Source organism: Aminobacter sp. MSH1 (genome assembly GCF_003071665.1).
Classification (GTDB): domain Bacteria; phylum Pseudomonadota; class Alphaproteobacteria; order Rhizobiales; family Rhizobiaceae; genus Aminobacter; species Aminobacter niigataensis.
Genome location: NZ_CP026265.1, coordinates 5174065 through 5196874 on the forward strand (window position 1 = coordinate 5174065; position 22810 = coordinate 5196874).

Below are 22810 nucleotides of genomic sequence, written 5' to 3' on the forward strand. Positions count from 1 at the left end.
TTTCATTACCGGGCAGTAGATTTCAACTTTGCCGACGCTTCATCAGAAACCGCTTTATCAGCGTCCGCCACGCCATATCCCGTCCCGGTCGCGATATCGGGCCGGCCGCGCCGTGGCCGGTTCCAGCCGTGCCAAAAAAAGCGCAATTCGTGTGTCTAGCTGACGTTGGGTGATACTTGCCGTTAACGTCAGGTGGCAATACAAACAACTACAACATGCCCCGACGCGGCACTGTTCTTGCGGCGCTGCGACTGATCACGAGGGCGAATGCCGGCGGTCCATCAAGCCGGAAAAACAAGAACAACGTGGGAGGCTGCATTGGCTAAATCTACCGGCAAGGCGCGTACGGCAAACACCGCAACCAAGACGGCGGCCACCAAACCCGCCGGCAAGGAAAAGCCCGAAACCAGGGCAACCGCCAAGCCTGCCGCGCCGAAGGCCGAGGCCGCCAAATCGACAGCCCCGGCAAAGCCCGCCGCCAAGCCGACAGCCAAGACGACAGCTCCCGCAAGGAAGGCCGAGGCGAAAGCCGCCGCGCCAGCAGCCAAGGCGAAGGCCACGCCGGCAAAGCCCGCCAGTGCCAAGCCGGCAACGCCGAAGCCGGCGGCAACCAAGGCAAAGCCGGCCGAAACCAAGCCTGCTGCTGCCAAGGTCGAACCGGTAGCGACCGCGCCTGCTGGCAAGGTCGCACCTGCGAAGGCCGCTCCCGCCGCGCCCGCCAAGTCTGCGACCAAGCCGGTGGCTGCGAAATCCGAATCCACCAAAGCCCCGGCCAAGCTTGCCGAAATGCCGAAGCCAGCAGCCAAGGCCGCGGCGCCGGCAAAGACCAAGCCAGCCACGATGGCTCCCGCTGCATCAGCGAAGGCGAAACCTGCCGCCAAGGCTTCCGCGGTGAAGGCCGCCACCAAGTCTCCCGCGGCAAAGGCCGAGCCGGCGGCCAAGGCAGCCACCAAGCCCACCCCGGTCAAGGCCGGCGCCAGGCCATGGCTGAAGAGCTACCCCGCCAACATGGCGGCCGAGATCGCGCCGCTGGCCTACCAGTCGATCGGCGACCTGCTCACCGCCGCCTGCCAGACCTATGCCGGCCGTCCCGCCTTCTCCTGCATGGGCAAGTCGCTGACCTATGGCGAGCTCGACCGCATGTCGACGGCGTTTGCCGCCTGGCTGCAGTCGAAGGGCCTCGCCAAGGGCGCGCGCGTGGCGATCATGATGCCCAACGTGCTGCAGTACCCGGTCGCCATGATGGCGGTGCTGCGCGCCGGCTACACCGTCGTCAACGTCAATCCGCTCTACACCCCGCGCGAACTCGAGCACCAGCTCAAGGATTCGGGCGCGGAAGCCATCATCATCCTGGAGAACTTCGCCGCCACGCTGCAGGCGGTCGTCGCCAAGACCGGCGTCAAGCACGTCGTCGTCGCCTCGATGGGCGAGATGCTCGGGCTCAAGGGCGTGCTGGTCAACCTGGTCGTGCGCCGCGTCAAGAAGCTGGTGCCGGCCTGGTCGTTGCCCGGCCACGTCACGTTCATGGCAGCGCTCAAGGAGGGTTCGGGCAAGAGCCTCAAGCCCGTCGCGGTTGCTCCCGACGACATCGCCTTCCTGCAATATACCGGCGGCACGACCGGCGTTTCCAAGGGCGCGATGCTGATCCACACGAACGTGCTGGCCAATGTCGCGCAGCTGGCGCTGTGGGTCGAGGACGCCTACACGGTGCGGCCCAAGCCGCCGCACCTGACCTTTGTCTGCGCGCTGCCGCTCTACCATATCTTCGCGCTGACGGTGAACGCGCTGATGGGCATGCAGCAAGGCGCCCTCAACGTGCTCATCCCCAACCCGCGCGACATCCCCGGATTCGTCAAGGAACTGGGCAAGTTCAACTTCAACATCTTCCCCGGCCTCAACACACTGTTCAACGCGCTGACCAACAACGAGGATTTCCGCAAGCTCGACTTCAGCGGCCTGATCCTCTCGCTCGGCGGCGGCATGGCCGTGCAGCGGCCGGTCGCCGAACGCTGGAAGAAGGCGACGGGCAACCACATCACCGAGGGCTACGGCCTGTCGGAGACCTCGCCGGTGGCGACCGCCAACAAGTGCTCGTCGCCCGACTTCACCGGCACCATCGGCCTGCCCCTGCCCTCGACCGACATCGCCATCCGCGACGAGGACGGCAACGACATGCCGCTCGGCGAGGTCGGCGAGATCTGCATCAAGGGACCGCAGGTGATGGCCGGTTACTGGAACCGGCCCGACGAGACCGCCAAGGTGATGACGCCGGACGGCTACTTCAAGTCGGGCGACATGGGCTTCATGGACGAGGCCGGCTTCACCAAGATCGTCGACCGCAAGAAGGACATGATCCTGGTCTCGGGCTTCAACGTCTATCCCAACGAACTCGAGGACGTCGTCGCCCAGCATCCCGGCGTGCTCGAGGTCGCGGCCATCGGCGTGCCGGACGAGCATTCGGGCGAAGTGCCCAAACTGTTCGTCGTGCGCAAGGATCCCGACCTCACCGTCGAGACGCTGATCGCCTACTGCCGCGAAAACCTGACCGGCTACAAGCGGCCCAAATACATCGAGTTCCGCACCGAGCTGCCGAAGACCAATGTCGGCAAGATCCTCCGGCGCGAACTCAGGGGGTAAGCCCCGCCCTATCGCGACGAACACCCGGCCGCCGTGGAGAAGTTCTCCACGGCGGCCACCTTTTTGCTGCTCTTGTTTTGGACCTTCTGGCGCGGCTCACTTCCTCATTTTCATCGAAGGACACCAAGGCGCGGGTGCGAAGGATTGGAGCGTTCCCTGAGAATAGCGGAACCTTCACGGCATGGATCCCCGGGTCTCCACAGTTCGCTGCGCTCCTGCTCCGCCCGAGGATGACGAAGGCACATTTGTCGCGCCAACTTTCAATGTGGGTGGCCAATAAATAGTAGCACCTGGAGCCATTCACCGGCGTCAGCGATTAGCCGCAAGCCCCAACGCCTTCGTCATCCTCGGGCGGAGCAGGAGCGCAGCGAACTGTGGAGACCCGGGGATCCATGCCGTGAAGTGGCAGCTGCCGCTGCGGTCCAGAATCAACGCCCAGCGCATCCCGAAACTGTCATCATCTGTCAGCAATCCGTGTGGATAGACCGTCCCCGTTTTTCAACCCCCTCTCCGCCTCCCGTATGATTCCCCTTGCGATCTTCCACGGGACTCCGGTGCGCACCGGGCAGCGGGGGGAAGCGCCGATGCCGGGCTGGCAGGAGGTCGGATCTCCTGCTGGGTGATGAGCCCCCAAGTCCGGGCCTTGCGGCGGCTGGCGGTGAAAGCCGAGGCGACTGAGCGGGGCAAGAACATCGGGCGGGGCGCGAACGTCGCGCCACATAATTACAATCGGAAGGCACGGCCTCGCGCCCCGCTTCCCGAACCTCAAACAATAGCCAGACCGGAAACGGGGTGTGGCAAGGCGAGAACCTGCCTTCTCCCCCTTGTGGGAGAAGGTAGATTGGCGCGCAGCCCAAACATGCAAGGGGTGTTGGAAGAAATGAGAGGCGACAATAGGAAACATTGGTGGGCACCCGGAAGTCGAGCTCCGTCCAACACCCCTCATCCGACCTCGCTTCGCTCTGCCACCTTCTCCCACAAGGGGAGAAGGGGCTTATGCTCCGCCCACTTTCTCGCCGAAGGTGGAGAAAAACTGCCCGGCCAGCTTCTTCGACGTCGAAGTGATCAGGCGGCTGCCGAGCTGGGCGATCTTGCCGCCGACATCGGCCTTGGCCGCGTATTTGAGGATGGTCGCGTCAGGACCGTCCTCGGTCAGCACGACATCCGCGCCTCCCTTGGCGAAGCCGGCGATGCCGCCCTTGCCCTCGCCTTCGATGGTGTAGGAATGCGGTGGCTTGAGGTTCTTGAGCGTGACCTCGCCGGCGAAGGTCGCCTTGATCGGGCCGATCTTGAGAACCACCTTGGCGGCCATTTCGGTCGGCGACGACATCTCCAGGCTCTCGCAGCCGGGAATGCTCTCCTTCAGGATCGCGGGGTCGTTCAGCGCCTTCCAGACCACGTCGATGGGGGCTGCGATCTTCTCTTCGCCTTCGATCACCAGAGCCACGGCAAATCCCTCCCAAATGAACTGACCAAACGAGGGGTAACGCAGCAAATCGGGCTTGTCCATCGCGCCGGAGCCACGCCAGGCAGCGCCCTCGGCCGGGAGCCAAGGCGCACGCTCCGGCATCGCGCTTGTAGCGTTTTCGTGCTTGGAATAACGATGCAGGTCGGAATACGGGAGAAATCGATGGCCGGCCAGAAGACGACGAAAAAGCTCCGTTCGCAGGAGTGGTTCGATAACCCCGGCAATCCCGGCATGACCGCGCTGTATCTCGAGCGCTACCTGAATTTCGGCCTGACACGCGCAGAGCTGCAGTCGGGCAAGCCGCTGATCGGCATCGCCCAGACCGGCTCGGACCTGTCGCCGTGCAACCGTCACCACATCGAGCTGGCCAAGCGGGTACGCGAGGGCATCGTCGCTGCCGGCGGCGTGCCGTTCGAATTCCCGTGCCACCCGATCCAGGAAACCGGCAAGCGCCCGACAGCCGCGCTCGACCGCAACCTCGCCTATCTCAGCCTCGTCGAGGTGCTCTACGGCTACCCGCTCGACGGCGTGGTGCTGACCATCGGCTGTGACAAGACCACGCCGGCGCTGCTGATGGCGGCGGCGACCGTCAACATCCCGGCGATCGCGCTGTCGGTCGGGCCGATGCTCAACGGCTGGCACAAGGGCAAACGCACCGGCTCGGGCACGGTGGTATGGGAATCGCGCGAACGGCTGTCGGCCGGCGAGATCGACTACGACCAGTTCATGGACATCGTCGCATCGTCCGCACCCTCGGTCGGCTACTGCAACACCATGGGCACGGCAACGACGATGAACAGCCTGGCCGAGGCGCTGGGCATGCAACTGCCGGGCTCGGCGGCCATCCCCGCGCCCTATCGCGAGCGCGGCCAGATCTCCTACGAGACGGGCAAGCGCATCGTCGACATGGTCCACGAGGACCTGAAGCCGTCCGACATCATGACGCGCGCGGCGTTCGAAAACGCCATCGTCGTCAACTCGGCGATCGGCGGCTCGACCAACGCGCCGATCCACCTCAACGCGATTGCCCGCCATCTCGGCGTGCCGCTTAACAATGACGACTGGCAAAAGGTCGGCCATCATGTGCCGCTGCTGGTCAATCTGCAGCCGGCCGGCGAATATCTCGGCGAGGACTATCACCATGCCGGCGGCGTGCCGGCGGTGGTCGCCGAACTGATGAAGGCGGGCCTGCTGCCCCATCCGGATGCGGCCACCGCCAATGGCAAGACCATGGGCGAGAACTGCGCCGGTGCCGAAAACATGGACCCCAAGGTGATCCGGCCGGTCGCCGAGCCGCTGAAGACGGATGCCGGCTTCATCAACCTCAGGGGCAATCTGTTCGACAGCGCGATCATGAAGACCAGCGTGATCTCGAAGGAATTCCGAGACCGTTATCTGTCGAACCCACGCGATCCGGAAGCCTTCGAAGGCACAGCAAAAGTGTTCGACGGGCCGGAGGATTATCACGCCCGCATCGACGACCCGGCCGAAAACATCGATGAGAACACGGTGCTTTTCATGCGCGGCGCGGGCCCCGTCGGCTATCCCGGCGGTGCCGAGGTGGTCAACATGCAGCCGCCGGCCTACCTGCTCAAGCGCGGCATCCATTCGCTTCCCTGCATCGGCGACGGGCGCCAGTCGGGCACGTCGGGCTCGCCGTCGATCCTCAACGCCTCGCCGGAGGCGGCCATCGGCGGCGGACTGGCGTTGCTGAAGTCAGGCGACCGGGTGCGCATCGACCTCAGGAAAGGCACCGCCGACATCCTCATCAGCGACGACGAGCTTGCCCGTCGCCGCGCCGAGTTGCAGGCCAATGGCGGCTACCATTTCCCGGCGCACCAGACGCCGTGGCAGGAGATCCAGCGCGGCATGGTCGACCAGCTGTCGGACGGCATGGTGCTGAAGCCGGCAGTGAAATACCAGCGCGTCGCCCAGACCAAGGGTATTCCACGCGACAATCACTGAGGATCGCCGCGCGGGAACCAGACGCATTGGTCAGTCGAGTTGCGACAGCAGCTGATCTTTCGAACGGCTCGCCGGCGTGCCGGCGCAGATTGGCTGGGCGAGCACCTCGGCAAGCACCGTGCGCCGGTTGGCGTCGGCGCGTTCGGCGTAGTGGCCGAAATGCTGCGCGGCGGCAGCAGCAGCACCGACACCAAGCACCAGGGCCGCGGCGAACACCGCAGCCCATCGCAGCATGCGACACCAGCCTGACGCCACAGCGAGCAGCCGCCGCCATATGGCGACCATCGCAAGCATCAGGCCGGCCAGCGCGCAGCACATATCGCTCAGACGTGCTTGCCGCAGCCGCAATCGGCCTAGTGATAGCGGCCCGTCGGCTCGACCATGCCGCCCTTGCCATACATGTCGTGCGGCCGCACCCAGCTTGTCAGGTCGTTGGAAGTCCCGTTTTCGTTGCGGCCCTTGGGCATGGCATCGAGAATGCCGTAGGCACCAAGATACATTTCGCTGCCGCGGCCGAAGTTGGCATAAGTCAGGAATATCTGGCCGTCATCGTCCTTGTAGAAGACGCTGTCGCCGGAGAGATCCTCGATCTCGAAGTCGAGCGGGCCGAAGTTATAGGTAGCCTTCTTCGCCACCAGTTGCTCGGGTGTGTAGGAAACATTGAAGTCGAAGTTGAAGTCACTGCCGTAGGACGAGACGAAGCGCGCGCGCCAGCCCATGCGCGCCTTCAGCGCCTCGATTTCCACAATCGGCGCACGCGCCACGGCAACGTAGCTGACGTCGTGGTTTTCGAGATGCACGAGCACGCCTTCGGCATTGTCGAGCTCGAACGAGCAGCCGACGCAGTGGTGTTGCTGGCCCGGGCCCATCATGAAATGCTTGATGAACAACTGGCTGCGGCCAGCGAACAGGTCGGATAGCGACAGCCGGCCCTCGGGCCCGTCGAAGAAGTATGGCTTGTCGATCCGAACCCAGGGCAGTTCGCGCCGCTCGGCGCTGAGTTGGTCGCGAGCGCGGGTCATCGCCTTTTCCTTGGCAAGCAACGCGCGCCGCGCCACCACCCACTGCTCTTTCGATACGATTTCATGCTGCATCTTGCTCTCCATCGTTTGGACACAGGTTTCCCATCGGCCGCAGGATTGCGGCCGTCATGCTCGGCTTCAAACTGTCAGCGCCTGGGCTACAGGTAGGAGGTCACCGCCGGCGGCCTGTCCCAGGCGTCGTTGCGACCGTCCTCGAAGATGATCGGAATGGCGGCCAATTCTTCGGGCGGAACGTCATCAAGGCAGGCGATGTTCACGGCACAAAAATCGCCGCCCATCGGCTCGAAGCTCGCGGAGGCGAAGGGATGGACGCCGCAGCGGCTGCAGAAGGTGTGGCGGATGGCGGCCTCGCCGAAGCGGTATTCGGTCAGCATGTCTTCGCCCGAAGTGACGCGGAAACCGGACGGGCGGGCAAAACCCTTCCAGAACCGCGTCTTGGCGCACCAGGAGCAATTGCAGCGGAAGCTCGACGTCCACCAGACACCGTCGAGTTCTGGCTTCGAGCGCTGGCCCTCGGTCGCGAGATCGAGCTGGCATTCGAAATGGACTGCTCCGCAATGGCAGCTGCCGCGATAGGATTTCAGCATTCGTCTCTCCTCGGCATGGCGCATCGTTCCGAGGATCGGCGACGACCCTCGGCAAGCGCAGTTTCAAGACAGGCAGTCGTCGCGCGCCGGTCTGGCGCGCAAAACTCAGACCACGGGACGGCCGGCGAGCGCGTCGGCCAGGCGATCGAGGCATTCGCCCCAGCCACCCAGATGCGAGTCGCGCGTTTCGATATCGAGAAACGGCTCCTGCCGGAAGGTCAGCCGCGTTCCCGTGCCTTCGGCCGCAAGCGTCACCGTCACCAGCGTCTGCCAGTCGGGGTCGTAGTCCCAGGCGAAGGTGAAGACGATCTTTTCGCCCTCGACGATTTCGCGGAATGTGCCGGACATACCGGACGACATGCTGTCATCCTGGCCGCCTGGACCGAGGATGAGGAAGTGGTAGCGCCCACGCTTGCGGAATTCGAGTTTCTTGACGGCCGAGGTGAAGCCTTTCGGACCCCACCAGTGGGTCAGGTGCTCAGGGCTCGACCACATCTTGAAGACGAGAACCGGCGGCGCATCGAAGACCCTGGAGAATTCGAGCGAAAGCGACTGTGCTGCGACGGCGTCAGTTCTTGCGGTCATCCCGGTCTCCCTTGGTTTTCACTGTCTGCAGTTCCTTGAGATAGTCGGCCATGCGGTCGAAGCTCGCATCCCAGAAGCGGCGATAGTGCTCGACCCAGTTGGCGATGTCCTTGAGCGGCCCGGCCTCCAGCCGGCACGGCCGCCACTGCGCCTCGCGGCCTCGGCTGATGAGGCCGGCGCGCTCAAGTACCTTCAGATGCCTAGAGATGGCCGGCAGGCTCATCTCGAACGGTTCTGCCAGTTCGTTGACCGTCGCCTCACCCTGGGCAAGGCGGGCGAGAATGGCTCGCCTCGTCGGGTCGGCGAGGCTGGCGAACGTAGCATCGAGGCGATCTTCGGTCATTTATTTAGCACAACTGTTAATTAACATACTTGTTAACTACAGCGGACAAGTTTCTCTGTCAAGCTCGGGCCGCTAAATGCGCCAGGCACGCGCGGCCGAGCTCCCAGAAAGCTCCATCCAGGGAGCAAACCTCCGGGAAGGAAAGAAGCAGCCTCGCTACAGCGGCATGTCAAAACCGATTTCGGCCCTTGCGGTGAAGGCGCTGTTGCTGTCGTAGCCAAGTTCGGTCCCGACATTGAAGCTTGCGCCGCCTGCCGTGGCATAGGCCGCATCGAAGCCGGCAAAGCCGCGCAGGATCTGGTCGGAGCCGTCGACCGCCGCGAAATCGAGCGGGTTGCCGGCAATTCCCGCTTCGATGCTGCCATCGGAAAAGACACCGTCCGCGCCGGCGCGCAGCGTTGCGTGGAAGATGCCGTTTTCGGTCTGCCACGGCGCCAGGCCATAGGCCAGTTGACCGCGCAGCTCGAACACGTTGACCGTGCGGTTGCCGACGCTGATGTTCGCTGCTGATCCGCTTTCCTCGTAGCTGCCAAGGAACAGCCCGGCGTAGCGCGCCCGCAGGCTCGGCGTGACGACGCCGCCATTGGCCATTGAGAAATCCCTGCCGAAGGTGGCCGAGGGGCTGATGAAGACGCCGTTGTAGTCGGCTTCGGCATGCTCGAAACCGCCAGGAGCCAAGTTGTTGGCCACGCGCCGGTCGCTGGAAAAATCCGACAGGCCAGCCGTCAGCGACAGGTCGACGAAGCCGCCGGGGCCTGAAAATCCCGCATAGCCGCCGGCGAAATAATTGCCGGCGTCTATGGCCTGGGAGTCGGGGGCCGTCTGCATGCGGCTTGCGGCGGCGCCGATGAACAAGCCACCGCGCCAGCCATCGCCGATGACGATGTCGGCACCGGCCATCAAGCCGCCGATCCGGTTGCCGAAGCCTGCGTCGAGGCCGTCGGCTTTCTGGTCGCGATGGCTGCCGAGAGCCGTGAGCCAGGCGACCGTGCCGGCGCCCTCGGCGCCGTCGCCGACAGCAACGGGGCCGCTGCGCGCCGCGGTAAAGCGTTCATCGAGCGCGCCGGCCACGACCCCGGTCAAGTCGGCGACCATCTCGTCGGCGGTGGAAAAACCGGTCGGGTCGACGACATAAACGACGCTGCCGCTGTCGTGGCTTGGCAGGCCGAAGGTGTTGATGGTCGGCGTGCCGGTATAGGCAAAGGCCGAACTGAGGCCGATATCGATGTTGAGCATGTTGCCGGTGCCGAGCGCCAGCATGCCCTGGATGTTGCTGCCGGCCAGCAGGTTCAGCGTGTTGCCGGTGCCAACCAGATGAACAGCAGACGCGCTGCCGACAATCGTGCCCGAGTTGGTGATGGTGTTGGAGCTACTGGCCGCGATGCCGATGTTGCCGCTGGCCATCCCCGTATTGGTGACGGTGTTGAAGCTGCCAGAGCGGATCCCATAACGAACACCTGTGGCGGCGCCCGCATTGGTGATCTTATTATTGTTCTGGAGCCAGATGGCAGAACTGCTCGCACCGATGCTGGTTATCGCGCCAGTATTGGTGATTGTGTTGTTATCGATGACGGCGATGCCAGCAAGCCCCGAGCCTATACTGGTTACATCACCAGCATTGATGATGGTGTTGGATTCGTCTGCCTGGATGCCATAGTCGCCCTTTGCCGTGCCCGTGTTGATGACGGTGTTGCGGTCACCGGCTTGGATGCCTGCGGACAGGAAGTTCGCGCCAGTAGCCGTGCCCGAATTCACAATGATGTTGTTGTCAAGGCCGCGGATGCCGCTGAGCCCACCCTCAGCAATGCCCGCATTGGTGATGGTGTTGGAGTTGTCGACGCCGATGCCGATGTCCGCGCTCGAGCTCATGCCCGAGTTGGTAATGGTGCTGCCGTCGTTGGCGTAGATGCCAAACAGCCCGCCCGAGGCCGTGCCCGAGTTGGCGATAGTGTTGTTGTCCCAGGCGTGAATGCCAGACCAACCGCCGGTGACCTCGCCCGTATTGGTGATGGTGTTGTTGTGAAAGGCACGGATACCAAATAGTCCGCCCGTTAGCGTGCCCGAGTTGGCAATGGCGTTGCCGTCGTTGGCGCGGATGCCAACATCCCCGCCCGTCACCGTGCCCGCATTGGTGATCGTGTTGCCGTCCTCGGAGTAGATGCCGGAAGCCCCGAATGCCGCGGCGCTGACGCTACCCGCATTGGTGATGGTCACACCGTCGACGGTGGCTTCGATACCATGCCCGGCAGGTACATCGACGGTTCCTCCCGCCTCTACCGTGCCAACGTCGCCCGCGGTGTCGAGTATCTGGGTGGTGCCGACGGCCTGTCCGTTGACGACGGTGAAGCTGTCGGCAGATGCCGCCTGCGCCAGCACAATCGTGGATGCGGCAACGCCGCAGAATAGTGCCTGGTACCGCTTGACCTTCATTGCCCTTGCCCACTGCCAAAGAAGTCCGATCAAGGCCAGTAGCCGCATTTCGGCAGGCGAACAGTTCCCATTTGGGAATGAAATTCGAGCATGGCGGCACAACGAAGCCGATGGCCGTCACTTCCTTTCCATCAGCTTCGAGGCGACCACAGCAACAGCCCGGCGCATTGACCTGACCATTGACCTGGGCAGTCTCCAATCAGGCTTCACCGACAATGTGCGCAACGTTCGCTCAAGGAAAAGGTGCCCGTCGCCCGCAGCAATTCAGGGCCCCGCCGGAAAGATGTCGGCCAAATGCGGACACCGGCCTTTGAATTCCATGGGCAAACCACCTAGGTGATTTGGCAAACGGATACGGACATCATGGCCAGACGGCGCTCTTCCCTAGGTTTTCTCGGCATCTTCGGCCGCTCGGGCGACCTGCGCCAGCTTGATGCCGCATTGCGCAGTGTCGACCTGCATCCGGCGCTGGTGCCGGAGGGCGTCAAACTCACCATCGTTAACCTGATGAAGGACCGCTGGCCCGACGAGCCACCGGCCTCGGCCTATCCGCCGGTGGCGCAATTGTTCGGCTACTGCATTGCCGGACCGGAGGTTTTCGCGCAGGCAAACGGGCGCGACCAAATGCTGGAGGCGGAGCGGCGCATTGAGGCCGCACTCGAAGCCGGCAGCGGCTTCGACGCCGACATCGTGCTTCTGGCGCTGCATGCCAAGCTGATCAACCCGGAAGTCGTCGAGCGCTTCGACCTGACGGCCGACTGAGCAGCGCCTAACCGCCCATGCCGCTGCGCGGCAGCTTGATCATCTCGCCGAAGCGGGCACGCAGCTTGTCGTCGGTCGCTTTTGGAATATGGCGCGGGAACCGTTCGGCGAGGATGCGTTTCTTCTCGGCGATGGCGCGGCCCAATATGTCGGGCTTGCCCTTTTCATTCCACTCCTTGGGCGAGAAGCGGTCGGCGATTGCAGGATAGAAATACTCGGTCTGCATCAACCTCAGCGTCTGCTCGTTGCCGAGATAATGGCCGGGACCGTTGAGGCAGACTTCGGAAATGGTGGCGATGGACAGCGCCTCGTCTGTGACCTCGATGCCGCGCACGCAGCGCAGGCATTGGCCCAGCATGTCGTTGTCGATGATCAGGCTTTCCAGGCAGAAACCGAGCAGCGAGGCATGCATGCCGGCGGACTCATAGACCAGATTGAGGCCGGACAAGCCGGCCATGACATTGGTGATGCCCTTCTCGTAGCCGGACTGGACGTCGGGCAGCTTGGAGTCGGCCATGCCGGCGGCCGAGCCGCCGGGAAGGTCGTAGAACTGGGCCATCTGGGCGCAGGCCGCCGTGAGCAACGCCTGCTCGGCCGAGCCGCCGGACATCGCGCCGGTGCGCAGGTCCGAGACGAAGGGCCAAGTGCCGAAGATGGCGGGATGGCCGGGCTTGAGCGCGTTGACATAGACGAGGCCGGCGAGCACTTCGGCTACCGCCTGGACGACCGCGCCGGCGATTGCCGCAGGAGCGGTTGCGCCCGCCTGCCCTGCCGACAGCAGCAGGATCGGGATGCCGCCCTCGACGCAGGCCTCGAGCACGCCGCAGGCATCCTCGGCGAACTTCATCGGCGGCACGACGAAGCAGTTGGAGTTGGAGACGAAGGGCCGGGCGCGGAAGTTCTCCTCGCCGCCGGCGATCTCGTAGAGCATCTCCAGCGCCGGGGCGACGTTCTCGCGTACGGTGAAGCTGGTGCCGACATGCTTGGTCGTTCCGCTGACGCAGGCGTAGAGCGTGTTGAAGTCCATATCCAGCGGATCGGGGATGTCGCGCGGCACCATTGGGCGCTGGAAGAAATGGATGTTGTCGAGCCCTTCGACGATGCGGGCGGCGTCGTAGATGTCCTGCAGCAGCGATTCGCGGTACTCGCGCCTTTCGACATCGACCAGATGCACCGCGGCGCCCGCCGTGCCGTAGTGCACGCGCTTGCCCTGGATCAGCATGTCGTGTTTGGGGTCCTGGCCGCAGAGGGTGAAGTTGCGGGCGGCATTCTCGATCGTCGACATCACCAGCGCACGGGGGAAGCGGATGCGGCCGTCGTCGCCGTAGCTGGCGCCGACCCGCGTCAGCGCCTCGATACAGTTCGGAATGGCATTGGCGAACCCGACTGTTTCAAGCAGCGTCAGCACCGCCTCGTGGATGCGCTCCAGATCGTTCCGGCCGAGCGGGCCGAAGCGGCCACCTTCGAGGCCGGCACGGATGGGGCGGATGTCGTCGGCCAAAGGTGCTGCGCGCATCGCCCGCCTCGCCTCCCGGCCGCCGGACCGACGCGAGCGCTGCTCTGCCGACAGGTCATGGCTTTCGATGGCAACTGACATGCAGGTCCTCCGAATTTCTGTGAGGCTGGCCCGCAGTGATTATGCCACCGTCGTGTCGCCTCGTTCCCTTTGCGCGACTATGCAGCGTCCATTGGCCCAGACCATGGGCCAGCATATCCCGCCGGATATGCCAGAGCGCTCATATGACCGGCGGCACGGAGAAGCCGCCGGCAAAGGGCATCATGCGGCCGCGGGACGGCGACCGGCGGCGGTCGCCAGTTCGCGGATTCCGGGCTCGATATGCTGCAGCGCGATCGAGGAAATACCCAGCCGCATGAAGCGTGTAGGCTTGTCGCCATGCTCGAAGAAGCGTTCGCCCGGCTCGATGATGACGCTGCGCGCCGCCGCCGCCGCGGCAAGCCCGCGCGAGTCCGTTCCGCGCGGCCCCTCGAGCCACAGCGACGTGCCGCCGGCCGAGTCGGTCGACTGCCAGTCCGGCAGAAAAGCCGAGATCGCCTGGACCAATCGCTTGCGCCTCTCGGTGAAGGCCGTCGACAGGCGACGCACCAGCGCCTCATGATGGCCAAGCGACAGGAACAGGGCGACCGCGCGCTGGTTGTTGGCTGGCGGGTGGCGCAGCATGAATCGGCGCAGCGCACGCAACTCGGCGATGAGGTCCGCCGAGGCGACGATGTAGCCAAGGCGCAGGCCAGGCGCGAGTGTCTTCGACATCGAGCCGACATAGACGACGCGGCCGGAGCGATCGAGACTCTTCAGCGCCTGCTGCGGCGCCTCGTCGAGCAGCTGGCTGTCGTAGCCGTCCTCGATGATGATCTGGTTGTTGCGCGTAGCGCGAGCGAGAAGGTCCTGGCGGCGCTCGGCGCTGAGCGGCACCATGGTCGGGCACTGGTGGCTCGGCGTGACGAAGACGAAGCCGGCATCCGAAGGGATGGCTGACGTGACGATACCCTGCTGATCGACCGGCACGGGCTCGATGTCGGCACCGGCGAGGCGGAAGATCGAACGCGCATCGGGATAGCCCGGATCTTCCATCGCCACCTTGGAGCCCTTGGACATCAAGAGCGAGGCCAGCATGTAGAGCGCGTTCTGGGCGCCCAGCGTGACGATGATCTCATCGGGATTGGCGAAGATGCCGCGGCGCGGCAAGAGACGCGCCTGGATCTGCTCGATCAGGAGCGGATCGTCGCGGTCGACCATGTCGGCCGCCCAGTTGCGGATCTCCAGAACGGCCAGCGCCATGCGGTTGCATTCGCGCCATTCGGCGGTCGGAAACAGCGTCGGATCGAACTGGCCGTAGACGAAGGGGTAGGACGACTTGATCCAGTTCTCGAGCTTGGCCGGCGGCGGCATGTCTGAGGCAGCGATCTTGCGGCGCGCCTTCCAATCGATGTCATTGGCCTGGTCGGGGGCCTTCTGCTGCGGCTTGGCCGGCGTCGCCAGCACTTCCGGATTGACGAAGTGGCCGCGGCGCTCGCGCGCCACAAGGAAGCCCTGGTCGACCAGCTGCTGGAAGGCCAGCACCACGGTGCCGCGGGCAACACCGAGCTTTTCTGCCAGGATTCGGCAGGACGGCAGCGGCATCGAGGCCGCAATCTGCCGGTCGAGAATGGCGGCGACGATCGCCTGCCTGATCTGCGCCTGGAGCGTCTGGCCTGATTCCGCTGAAATCCGGAACAGGCCGGACCAGATCGCCGTGTCGTTTCGCTGTGGCATAGTGGCGTTTCCTGCATGTCCAGTCTTTTTGACTTTGCTGGACCATAGAAAGCTATCCTTGGCACAAGCCGTTGCACCAATCAATTTTTCTAATCCTATGGATTTATGCCAGTGAACCTTTCCATCGACGGTTGCTGACAGGACCAGTTGAATCGATTGAAATTTGCCCCGATAGTCCGCCGCGACACCCTCTCAATGAGCCCACAGGTCTGCTAGGATGGCGTCGCAGGCGAACGGGCAGCCCAACTTCCGGAGTTCCATGGTGACCGAACAACCCTTCCAGGCGGCTCTTGCCGCGCTTCGCAACCATCGTCAGGAAGCGCCGAAGAACATGCGTGCGGCTTTCGCGTCCGACCCGAAGCGGTTCAAGAACTTTTCGGTCACCGATGGCGACCTGTTGTTCGACTGGTCGAAATGCGCCGTCGATGCGACGACCATGGTGCTGCTCGAAAAGCTGGCACAGGTGGTCGATCTCGAGGGCAAGCGCGCGGCGATGTTTGCCGGCCAGCGAATCAACATCACCGAAGACCGGGCGGTGCTGCACACGGCGCTGCGCAACCCGCGCGGCGAAGCGGTCATGCTCGACGGCCAGGACGTGACGGTGGACGTGCATGCCGTGCTCGACGCCATGGCGGCTTTCGCCGACGACATCCGCTCGGGCAAGGCGGCCGGCGCGACCGGCAAGAAGATCACCGACGTCGTCAATATCGGCATCGGCGGCTCCGATCTCGGCCCGGCCATGGCGACGCTGGCGCTGGCGCCCTATCACGACGGGCCGCGCGCCCATTTCGTCTCCAACATCGACGGCGCCCATATCCACGACACGCTGAAGGGGCTCGACGCCGGAACGACGCTGTTCATTATCGCGTCGAAGACCTTCACCACCGTCGAGACCATGACCAATGCCGCAACCGCCCGGCGCTGGGTTGAAAAGGCGCTCGGCGCCAAGGCGGTGGGCAGCCATTTCGCGGCCGTGTCGACCGCACTGGACAAGGTCGCGGCCTTCGGCATCGAGCCGTCGCGCGTGTTCGGCTTCTGGGACTGGGTCGGCGGGCGCTATTCCTTGTGGTCGGCGATCGGCCTGCCGATCATGATGGCGATCGGACCGCGGAATTTCCGCGACTTCCTCGCCGGTGCGCACGCCATGGACCGGCATTTCGCCACGGCACCACTGCTCAAGAACATTCCGGTGCTGATGGGGCTGGTCGGCTTCTGGCACCGCGCGGTGTGCAACTATCCGGCGCGCGCCGTCATCCCCTACGACCAGCGGCTTGCGCGCCTGCCGGCCTATCTGCAGCAGCTCGACATGGAATCGAACGGCAAGAGCGTGACCGTTGCCGGCGGCGCCGCGGTGACGCCCACCGGCCCGCTGGTCTGGGGCGAACCCGGCACAAACGGCCAGCACGCCTTTTTCCAACTGCTGCACCAGGGCACCGATTACATTCCGGTGGAGTTCCTGGCGGCGGCTGAGGGCCATGAACCCGACCTTAGGGAACACCATGACCTTCTGCTCGCCAACTGCCTGGCGCAGTCGGAAGCACTGATGAAGGGCCGCACGCTGGAAGAGGCGCGGCGGCAGATGCTGACCAAGGGCATCAAGCCGGAAGAAGTCGACAAGATCGCGCCGCACCGCGTCTTCTCCGGCAACCGGCCCTCGGTAACGCTGCTCTACCGCAAGCTCGACCCGCATATGCTGGGCCGGCTGATCGCACTCTACGAGCACCGCGTCTTCGTCGAAGCGCAGCTGTTCGGCATCAATGCCTTCGACCAGTGGGGCGTGGAACTGGGCAAGGAACTGGCGACCGGGCTGCTGCCTGTCGTGGAGGGGCGGGAAAATGCCGCGCGAAGCGACGCCTCGACAGCCGGGCTGGTGGAGCATATTCACCGGCTAAGGGCTAAGGAGTAGGTGATTTGCGGGGCATCAAGGGCATACTTTTCGACAAGGATGGAACCCTTGTCGATTTCCAGGCGACGTGGTTCGCCATCGGCGAAATGATGGCGCTGAAGGCGGCGGATGGCGACCGGGCGCGGGCGACCGCCCTGATGGAAGCCGCCGGGTACGATTTCGAGGCTCATTGCTTCAAGGCCGATTCGGTGTTTGCCGCCGGCACCAACGCCGACATCGTGGCGCTGTGGTATCCCGATGCCGACGATGCCGAGCAGGCGGTGCTGGTCAAGATGTTCGACCAGGTCTCGGCCGAACAAGGCTCGGCGCAGGCCGTGGCGCTGCCCGGCAGCAAGGACGCTTTGGCCAGCCTGCACAGTGCCGGCTTCCGGCTGGGCGTCGCCACCAACGATTCGACCAGCGGGGCGGAAAAGACGCTGCTGTCGCTCGGCGTCGCCCAGATGTTCGACGCGGCCTATGGCTACGATGCGGTGGCCAATCCCAAGCCTGCGCCTGATTCGATCCACGCCTTCTCCGACCTCACCGGCCTCAAGCCGTCGGAGATCGCGATGGTCGGCGACAACCGCCACGACCTCGAAATGGCCAAGGCCGGCGGTGCGCTGGCGATAGCCGTGCTTTCGGGAACGGGCACACGCGAGTCGCTGACGCCGATGGCCGACGTCGTGCTCGATTCGATCGCCGACCTGCCGGCGTTCCTGGCTGCCGGCCAAGACTGACAGGACTGCGGTCGCCTCTGCGGCGGCCCTTCCCGTCCAGTGGAAAAACGGGGCACGTCCATCCGCGCAGGTTGCCGGCGAATGCCGACAATCGGCCGTCGTCGCGTGCTGGTTCCGGACCGCTGCGGCGTTTGCCGCTTCGGGCCATGATCCCCGCGCCACAATCGGAAGTTCGCGATAGCCCAATGCCGCATCGTGGAATTGGCGGGCAATCCGCTTCAAAATCGGGGGACGACGTCCGCTATCGCTCCCGTGATTGATCGCTGTCCGTGGTCAACGTCCTGAAAAGCACTTCAAGCACCATAGAAACCTTCGGCAGTTCCTGTTTGCTCCGCTGCCACATGACGCTGATGGGGAGCCCGACTGTCGACGCATCCGGGAGTATTTCAACGATTGTCCCGCTTTCCAACTCGTGCTGTGCAAGCCAGGTCGGAAGTTGAGCCACGCCACAGCCTGCGGCTACCGCCGCAACTTCTGCATCTCCGCTACCGACGGCGACGCGTCCATCGACAACGTGACGTACCCCCGGGTCGTTTTCGGTTTCCTTGAACATCCACGAAGTGGCTGTACCGTCAGCCTTCTTGTAGACGATGCAATCGCGTTGTTTCAGATCGGCGACTGACAAGACCGGACCGTGGCGCTTCAGATATTCTGGCGAGGCGCAGAAAATCACCCGCTCGAAGCCCAGGAGCCGGTGCCCGAGGGAGGGTTGCCAAACCGCAGGCCCTCCGATCCGGACGACGATATCGATCTCCTCGGCAATCAGATCGACGAAGTGGTCGGAAAAGGAAATTTGCGGGCGAAGGCGCGGATGCTCGTTCGCGAACCGCAAGAGATGAGGCAGAACGTGCAACCTCCCGTAGGACACCGGGACGTCTATCCGTAGGCGACCTGCGGGCTCGAGCCGCTCGGCCGTGAGAACAGCCTCTGCATCCTCAAGGTCGGCAAGGATCTTTGCGCATGTCCGATAGTACGCCACGCCCGCGTCGGTGAGAGACAGGCTTCGGGTGGTTCTGGCGAACAATCGCGTACCAAGGCGCTGTTCAAGTCTTGCGACCGCTTTTCCCACCGCGGAATTGGTGATCTTCAGTCGCGAAGCCGCTGCCGTGAAGCTTCCGCTGTCAGCGGCTGCGACGAACGCATCAATGCCCTTGAGCCGTTCCGGCAACATCTCGACTCGTCCCAATTCTGGAATTCCAGTCCACTATTGCTGGAAATCTTAGCCAGAGACACATGGAAATTTCCATTATACCTGGATGTGCATCTTCGTTCTCATGGTGATCATCGATGCACACGACCTCTTCGGCTTTCCCTTCATCCACGGATCGGCAGGGCATTTCAAAGCCCGGCCTTTCGATCTTTCTCCTTGCAGTTGCGGCATTTCTGATCGTCACGACGGAATACATCATTCTTGGAATCCTGCCTGCTCTTGCCCGAGACCTTGATATATCGATCTCCACCGCAGGCCAGTTGGTCACCTTGTTCGCCTTCACGGTGATGCTGTTCGGGCCGCCTCTGACGGCTGCCCTGTCGCATCTCGATCGAAAGCAGCTGTTTATTGGAATCCTGCTTGTTTTCGTTGTTTCGAACGCCGTAGCGGCTGTAGCGCCCAACATATGGGTCCTGGCGGCGGCGCGTTTTACCCCGGCTCTGTTCCTGCCGGTATTCTGGGGGACTGCCAGTGAAACCGCTGGCCAGTTGGCTGGACAAAGGCACTCTGGACGCGCGGTTTCAAAGGTCTATCTCGGTATCTCAGCGGCCCTCGTCTTCGGAATCCCGCTCGGTACCATCGCGACAAACACGATAGGCTGGCGTGGGACCTTCTGGGTCCTTGCGGTCATGTCGCTGGCGATGGCGATCGCCATGGCGGTGATGATGCAAAAGCTTCCCGCACCTCCTACGACTGCCCCAGGGACACGGCAGGCTCATGTTCTCAGGGACAAGGCCTTTTTGGCGAACGTCCTCCTGTCAGTCTTTCTCTTTACGGCAATGTTCACCGCCTACACCTATCTGGCGGACATGCTGGAACGTCTGGCAAACATCGCGCCAAAGCATGTCGGCTGGTGGCTGATGGGCTTTGGTGCGGTCGGCATGCTTGGCAACTGGCTGGGCGGACGCATGGTCGACAAGGCCCCGCTGGGGGCGAGCATGCTGTTCGCCGCAATCCTGGCCGTGGCCATGCTCGCATTCGCGCCCTTGGCAGGTTCGACGGTCGGATTGACTTTGTCCCTTGTCGCTTGGGGCGTTGCCTACACTGCCTTGTTCCCAATCTGCCAGGTCCGGGTGATGAAGGCTGGCGCGGGTGCCCAGGCACTTGCGGGAACCATCAACGTTTCCGCCGCCAACGCTGGCACAGGACTTGGTGCGATTTTCGGCGGCCTCACCATCGATCATCTGGGCCTGGAGAGCGTGGGAGCGGTATCGAGCGGGGTCGCCGCCATAGCCATCCTCGTCGCTCTGGCGATGTCGGTTCGGCTTCGGCGCCTCGCCACCGCATAAGCTCCACCACGCCCGATTGTGGCCCAAACGAGCATCCTGGGCGAACGACGGTTTCCCAACCGTCTCAGACGCGATGAGAATGGCGTTGCCGATCAAATGCCCGACGCAAAAACGGCCACCGTGGACAACGCGACATCAGAACTTGTAGGCGACCCCGAACCGGACGTCCTTGCATGTCCGGTTCGTATGCCGACATACCCTCCCGTCCAGACGACATTGGAAGCCGGCGGAGCAGCCACCGAGTCAGCCCTTGCAGCACTGGCGGACATGGCCAACAGCGCTACCCCGACGCCGGATTGTTCGACGCCGGCCTCGATATATGGCGGCTGCAGCCGTGGGAAAGCTGAGGGGGCAGAAGCCCCCTCGCCTATTCGAACACGATCGTAGGTGTGGCTGCTGCGGCGGCGCCCTGCTCTTGCTGTAGCCGCTCCCAGACCTTGGTGGCGATGTCGCGATAGGTCTTGGCCTCGACGCTGTCGGGCCTGGCCACGGTGACCGGCGTGCCGGCATCGGAGCTTTCGCGGATGCCCATTTCCAGCGGCACTTCGCCGAGGAAGGTCACGCCGAGGCGCTCGGCCTCCTTCCTGGCGCCGCCATGACCGAAGATGTCGTAGCGCTTGCCGGTATCGGGGGCGACGAAATAGCTCATGTTCTCGACGATGCCGAGCAGCGGCACGTCAACCTTCTTGAACATGTTCAACCCCTTGCGGGCGTCGATCAGGGCCAGGTCCTGCGGCGTGGAGACGATGACGGCGCCGGCCAGAGGCACCTGCTGGGCCATGGTCAGCTGGGCGTCACCGGTGCCAGGCGGCATGTCGACGACGAGCACGTCGAGCGGACCCCATTCGACTTCGCGCAGCATCTGCGTCAGCGCCGACATGACCATCGGGCCGCGCCAGATCATCGGTGTCTCCTCGTCGACGAGGAAGCCCATAGACATGACCTTGAGGCCGTAATTCTGCATCGGCTTCAGGATCTTGCCATCGACCGTTTCGGGGCGGCCATGGATGCCGAGAAGCTTGGGCATCGACGGGCCGTAGATGTCGGCATCGAGCACGCCGACCTTGAGACCGTTGGCGGCGAGGCCGAGTGCGATGTTGACGGCAGTCGTCGACTTGCCGACGCCGCCCTTGCCGGAGGCAACCGCGATGATCGCGGCAATGCCGGGCACGCCGCGCTTGCCCTGCGACTGCGAGGCGGGCGCGTGCGGTGCGGGGCGTGCGGCGGGCGCGGCTGCCGGACGCGGAGGTGCCGGGCGCTGCGGCACCGGCGCTTCCATGCCGCCGCCCTTCTTCTCGGCGGTCAGGGCCACGACAGCGCCATTGACGCCGGGAATGGCCTTGACAACGCGCTCGGCGGCGGCACGCAGCGGCTCCATTTCCTGGGCGCGCGCGGCCGGCACGGTGATCGAGAAGAACACCTTGCCGTCAGCGATGAAGATGTCGGAAACCAACCCGAGATCGACGATGTTGCCTGAGAAATCCGGGCCGTTGACCGTCTTGAGACGCTCCACAACGGTTTCTTTGGTGACTGTCATGTGTCGAACCTGTCTGCTTCCTTGTTGGGCTTCAGATAATGCAGTTTGGCGAAAGAACCAAGCTACCCGAAATGGCAGTCGACGGCTGCGCTTGGCAAAGCGGCATCGCGCCCCACCTGTCATGGACATGATTTTTTTGCCGATGTGTCGGCATCGACCAGCCTGCGGCGTCCTTGGTGCAGACACCCAACCAGGGAGAAATGCGATGAAATTCGTCAACTACCTGTTCTTCAACGGCAATTGCCGCGAAGCCTTCGCGTTCTACGCCAAGGTTTTCGACGGCGAGATCGTCGGCATGCTCACTCACCGCGAAACGCCGGCCAGCAAGGACGTTTCGGAGGAATGGCAGGACAAGATCATCAATGCCCAGCTCGTCATCGGCGACGAGATGATCATGGCCTCCGATGCACCGCCACAATACCGGACGGAGATGTCGGGATTTTCGGTATCGGTCGACACGGACGACCTGGCCAAGGCCGAGGCGATCTTCGCAGCACTTGCAGATGGCGGCACGGTCAACATGCCGTTCAGCCCGACCTTCTGGGCCAAGGGCTTCGGCATGGTGAAGGACAAGTTCGGCACGCCGTGGATGATCAGCAGCGGCAACGCCGAGTAACAGCACGAGTGCGATTTCACGAGGAAAACATGACCTATTCAGCCATTGAAACTCCCGCAATTTCGAATGTGGCACTGTGGACCGGCCGCGCACTGAGCGGCGCGGTGATCGCGTTCCTGGTCTTTGACGCGGCGATCAAACTCGTGCCGCTGCAAGTGGTGATCGAAACCACCGCGGCACTCGGCTTTCCACCGGAGCTTGCCCGGACCCTCGGCGTGCTGACCCTTGCCTGCGCGGCGCTCTATGCCTGGCCACGAACGGCCGTCCTCGGCGCGATCCTGCTGACCGGCTATCTCGGCGGCGCCATCGCCATCCACCTACGCATCGGCAACCCGCTGTTTTCGCACACTTTGTTCGGCGTCTATCTCGGGCTGATGGCCTGGGGCGGGCTCTATCTGCGCGATCCACGCCTGCAGGCGCTGATCCCGTTCCGCCGCTGAAGCCA

19 protein-coding genes are annotated in these 22810 nt (G+C 63.8%); 8 read left to right on the plus strand and 11 right to left on the minus strand.

What is annotated here, in order from left to right; translation table 11 throughout:
• Nucleotides 1–318: 318 nt before the first annotated feature.
• A complete protein-coding gene (locus CO731_RS25710) occupies nt 319–2637 on the plus strand; it encodes a long-chain-fatty-acid--CoA ligase (protein WP_245439533.1) in 2319 nt (772 codons plus the stop codon).
• Nucleotides 2638–3631: 994 nt separating this feature from the next.
• Here the strand turns inward: CO731_RS25710 and CO731_RS25715 are convergent.
• Nucleotides 3632–4084 (minus strand): carbon monoxide dehydrogenase subunit G, encoded by a 453-nt coding sequence (locus tag CO731_RS25715; RefSeq protein WP_108610058.1) that lies wholly within the window; start codon nt 4082–4084, stop codon nt 3632–3634.
• A 183-nt stretch (nt 4085–4267) separates the two neighbouring features.
• Here CO731_RS25715 and CO731_RS25720 point away from each other — a divergent pair, with 183 nt between their 5' ends.
• Entirely contained in the window at nt 4268–6070 is a 1803-nt protein-coding gene (locus tag CO731_RS25720) for an IlvD/Edd family dehydratase (RefSeq protein WP_108609434.1), read from the plus strand.
• Between the two features lie 30 nt (nt 6071–6100).
• Here the strand turns inward: CO731_RS25720 and CO731_RS25725 are convergent, their stop codons facing one another.
• The 6 genes from CO731_RS25725 to CO731_RS25750 all read right to left on the minus strand — a co-directional run bounded on the left by CO731_RS25725 (nt 6101) and on the right by CO731_RS25750 (nt 11058).
• Nucleotides 6101–6304, minus strand: coding sequence for a hypothetical protein (locus tag CO731_RS25725; protein WP_159091734.1), 204 nt, complete (start codon nt 6302–6304; stop codon nt 6101–6103).
• Between the two features lie 119 nt (nt 6305–6423).
• Complete coding sequence (locus CO731_RS25730; RefSeq protein WP_199914522.1) at nt 6424–7164, minus strand: thioredoxin family protein; 741 nt, start codon at nt 7162–7164, stop codon at nt 6424–6426.
• Between the two features lie 86 nt (nt 7165–7250).
• The gene (locus CO731_RS25735; protein WP_108609437.1) at nt 7251–7700 is read right to left on the minus strand and encodes a GFA family protein; all 450 of its coding nucleotides are present in this window, start codon (nt 7698–7700) and stop codon (nt 7251–7253) included.
• A 105-nt stretch (nt 7701–7805) separates the two neighbouring features.
• On the minus strand, nt 7806–8285 hold the full coding sequence (locus CO731_RS25740; protein WP_108609438.1) for an SRPBCC domain-containing protein: 480 nt from the start codon (nt 8283–8285) through the stop codon (nt 7806–7808).
• Nucleotides 8269–8628 (minus strand): metalloregulator ArsR/SmtB family transcription factor, encoded by a 360-nt coding sequence (locus CO731_RS25745; protein ID WP_108609439.1) that lies wholly within the window; start codon nt 8626–8628, stop codon nt 8269–8271. Before CO731_RS25745 ends, CO731_RS25740 begins: the two co-directional genes overlap by 17 nt.
• Nucleotides 8629–8784: 156 nt before the next feature.
• Nucleotides 8785–11058, minus strand: coding sequence for an autotransporter outer membrane beta-barrel domain-containing protein (locus CO731_RS25750; RefSeq protein WP_159091735.1), 2274 nt, complete (start codon nt 11056–11058; stop codon nt 8785–8787).
• A gap of 363 nt (nt 11059–11421) precedes the next feature.
• On the opposite strand from CO731_RS25750, the gene CO731_RS25755 reads away from it, so the two are divergent.
• On the plus strand, nt 11422–11820 hold the full coding sequence (locus tag CO731_RS25755) for a hypothetical protein (protein ID WP_108610059.1): 399 nt from the start codon (nt 11422–11424) through the stop codon (nt 11818–11820).
• A 7-nt stretch (nt 11821–11827) separates the two neighbouring features.
• On the opposite strand, the gene CO731_RS25760 is transcribed toward CO731_RS25755, so the two are convergent.
• Both CO731_RS25760 and CO731_RS25765 read right to left on the minus strand, forming a co-directional pair.
• Nucleotides 11828–13417: a trimethylamine methyltransferase family protein gene (locus CO731_RS25760; RefSeq protein WP_108609441.1), complete on the minus strand. Its 1590-nt coding sequence runs from the start codon at nt 13415–13417 to the stop codon at nt 11828–11830.
• Nucleotides 13418–13597: 180 nt separating this feature from the next.
• Complete coding sequence (locus CO731_RS25765) at nt 13598–15091, minus strand: PLP-dependent aminotransferase family protein (RefSeq protein WP_108609442.1); 1494 nt, start codon at nt 15089–15091, stop codon at nt 13598–13600.
• 259 nt (nt 15092–15350) lie between these two features.
• Here CO731_RS25765 and pgi point away from each other — a divergent pair, with 259 nt between their 5' ends.
• Nucleotides 15351–16997 carry a glucose-6-phosphate isomerase gene (gene pgi / locus CO731_RS25770; protein ID WP_199914523.1) on the plus strand — a complete coding sequence of 549 codons (1647 nt, stop codon included), beginning with the start codon at nt 15351–15353 and terminating at the stop codon, nt 16995–16997.
• A gap of 5 nt (nt 16998–17002) precedes the next feature.
• A complete protein-coding gene (locus CO731_RS25775) occupies nt 17003–17713 on the plus strand; it encodes an HAD family hydrolase (RefSeq protein WP_108609443.1) in 711 nt (236 codons plus the stop codon).
• A gap of 241 nt (nt 17714–17954) precedes the next feature.
• Here CO731_RS25775 and CO731_RS25780 read toward each other — a convergent pair whose 3' ends face one another.
• The gene (locus CO731_RS25780) at nt 17955–18884 is read right to left on the minus strand and encodes a LysR family transcriptional regulator (RefSeq protein ID WP_108609444.1); all 930 of its coding nucleotides are present in this window, start codon (nt 18882–18884) and stop codon (nt 17955–17957) included.
• Between the two features lie 116 nt (nt 18885–19000).
• Between CO731_RS25780 and CO731_RS25785 the strand changes: the two genes are divergently transcribed.
• Nucleotides 19001–20212, plus strand: a complete 1212-nt coding sequence (locus tag CO731_RS25785) for an MFS transporter (RefSeq protein ID WP_108609445.1) — start codon at nt 19001–19003, stop codon at nt 20210–20212.
• Nucleotides 20213–20579: 367 nt separating this feature from the next.
• Here CO731_RS25785 and CO731_RS25790 read toward each other — a convergent pair whose 3' ends face one another.
• On the minus strand, nt 20580–21749 hold the full coding sequence (locus tag CO731_RS25790; protein WP_108609446.1) for an Mrp/NBP35 family ATP-binding protein: 1170 nt from the start codon (nt 21747–21749) through the stop codon (nt 20580–20582).
• A gap of 205 nt (nt 21750–21954) precedes the next feature.
• Between CO731_RS25790 and CO731_RS25795 the strand changes: the two genes are divergently transcribed.
• Entirely contained in the window at nt 21955–22365 is a 411-nt protein-coding gene (locus CO731_RS25795; RefSeq protein ID WP_108609447.1) for a VOC family protein, read from the plus strand.
• Nucleotides 22366–22394: 29 nt separating this feature from the next.
• Entirely contained in the window at nt 22395–22805 is a 411-nt protein-coding gene (locus CO731_RS25800; protein WP_108609448.1) for a DoxX family protein, read from the plus strand.
• The last annotated feature ends 5 nt before the right edge of the window (nt 22806–22810 follow it).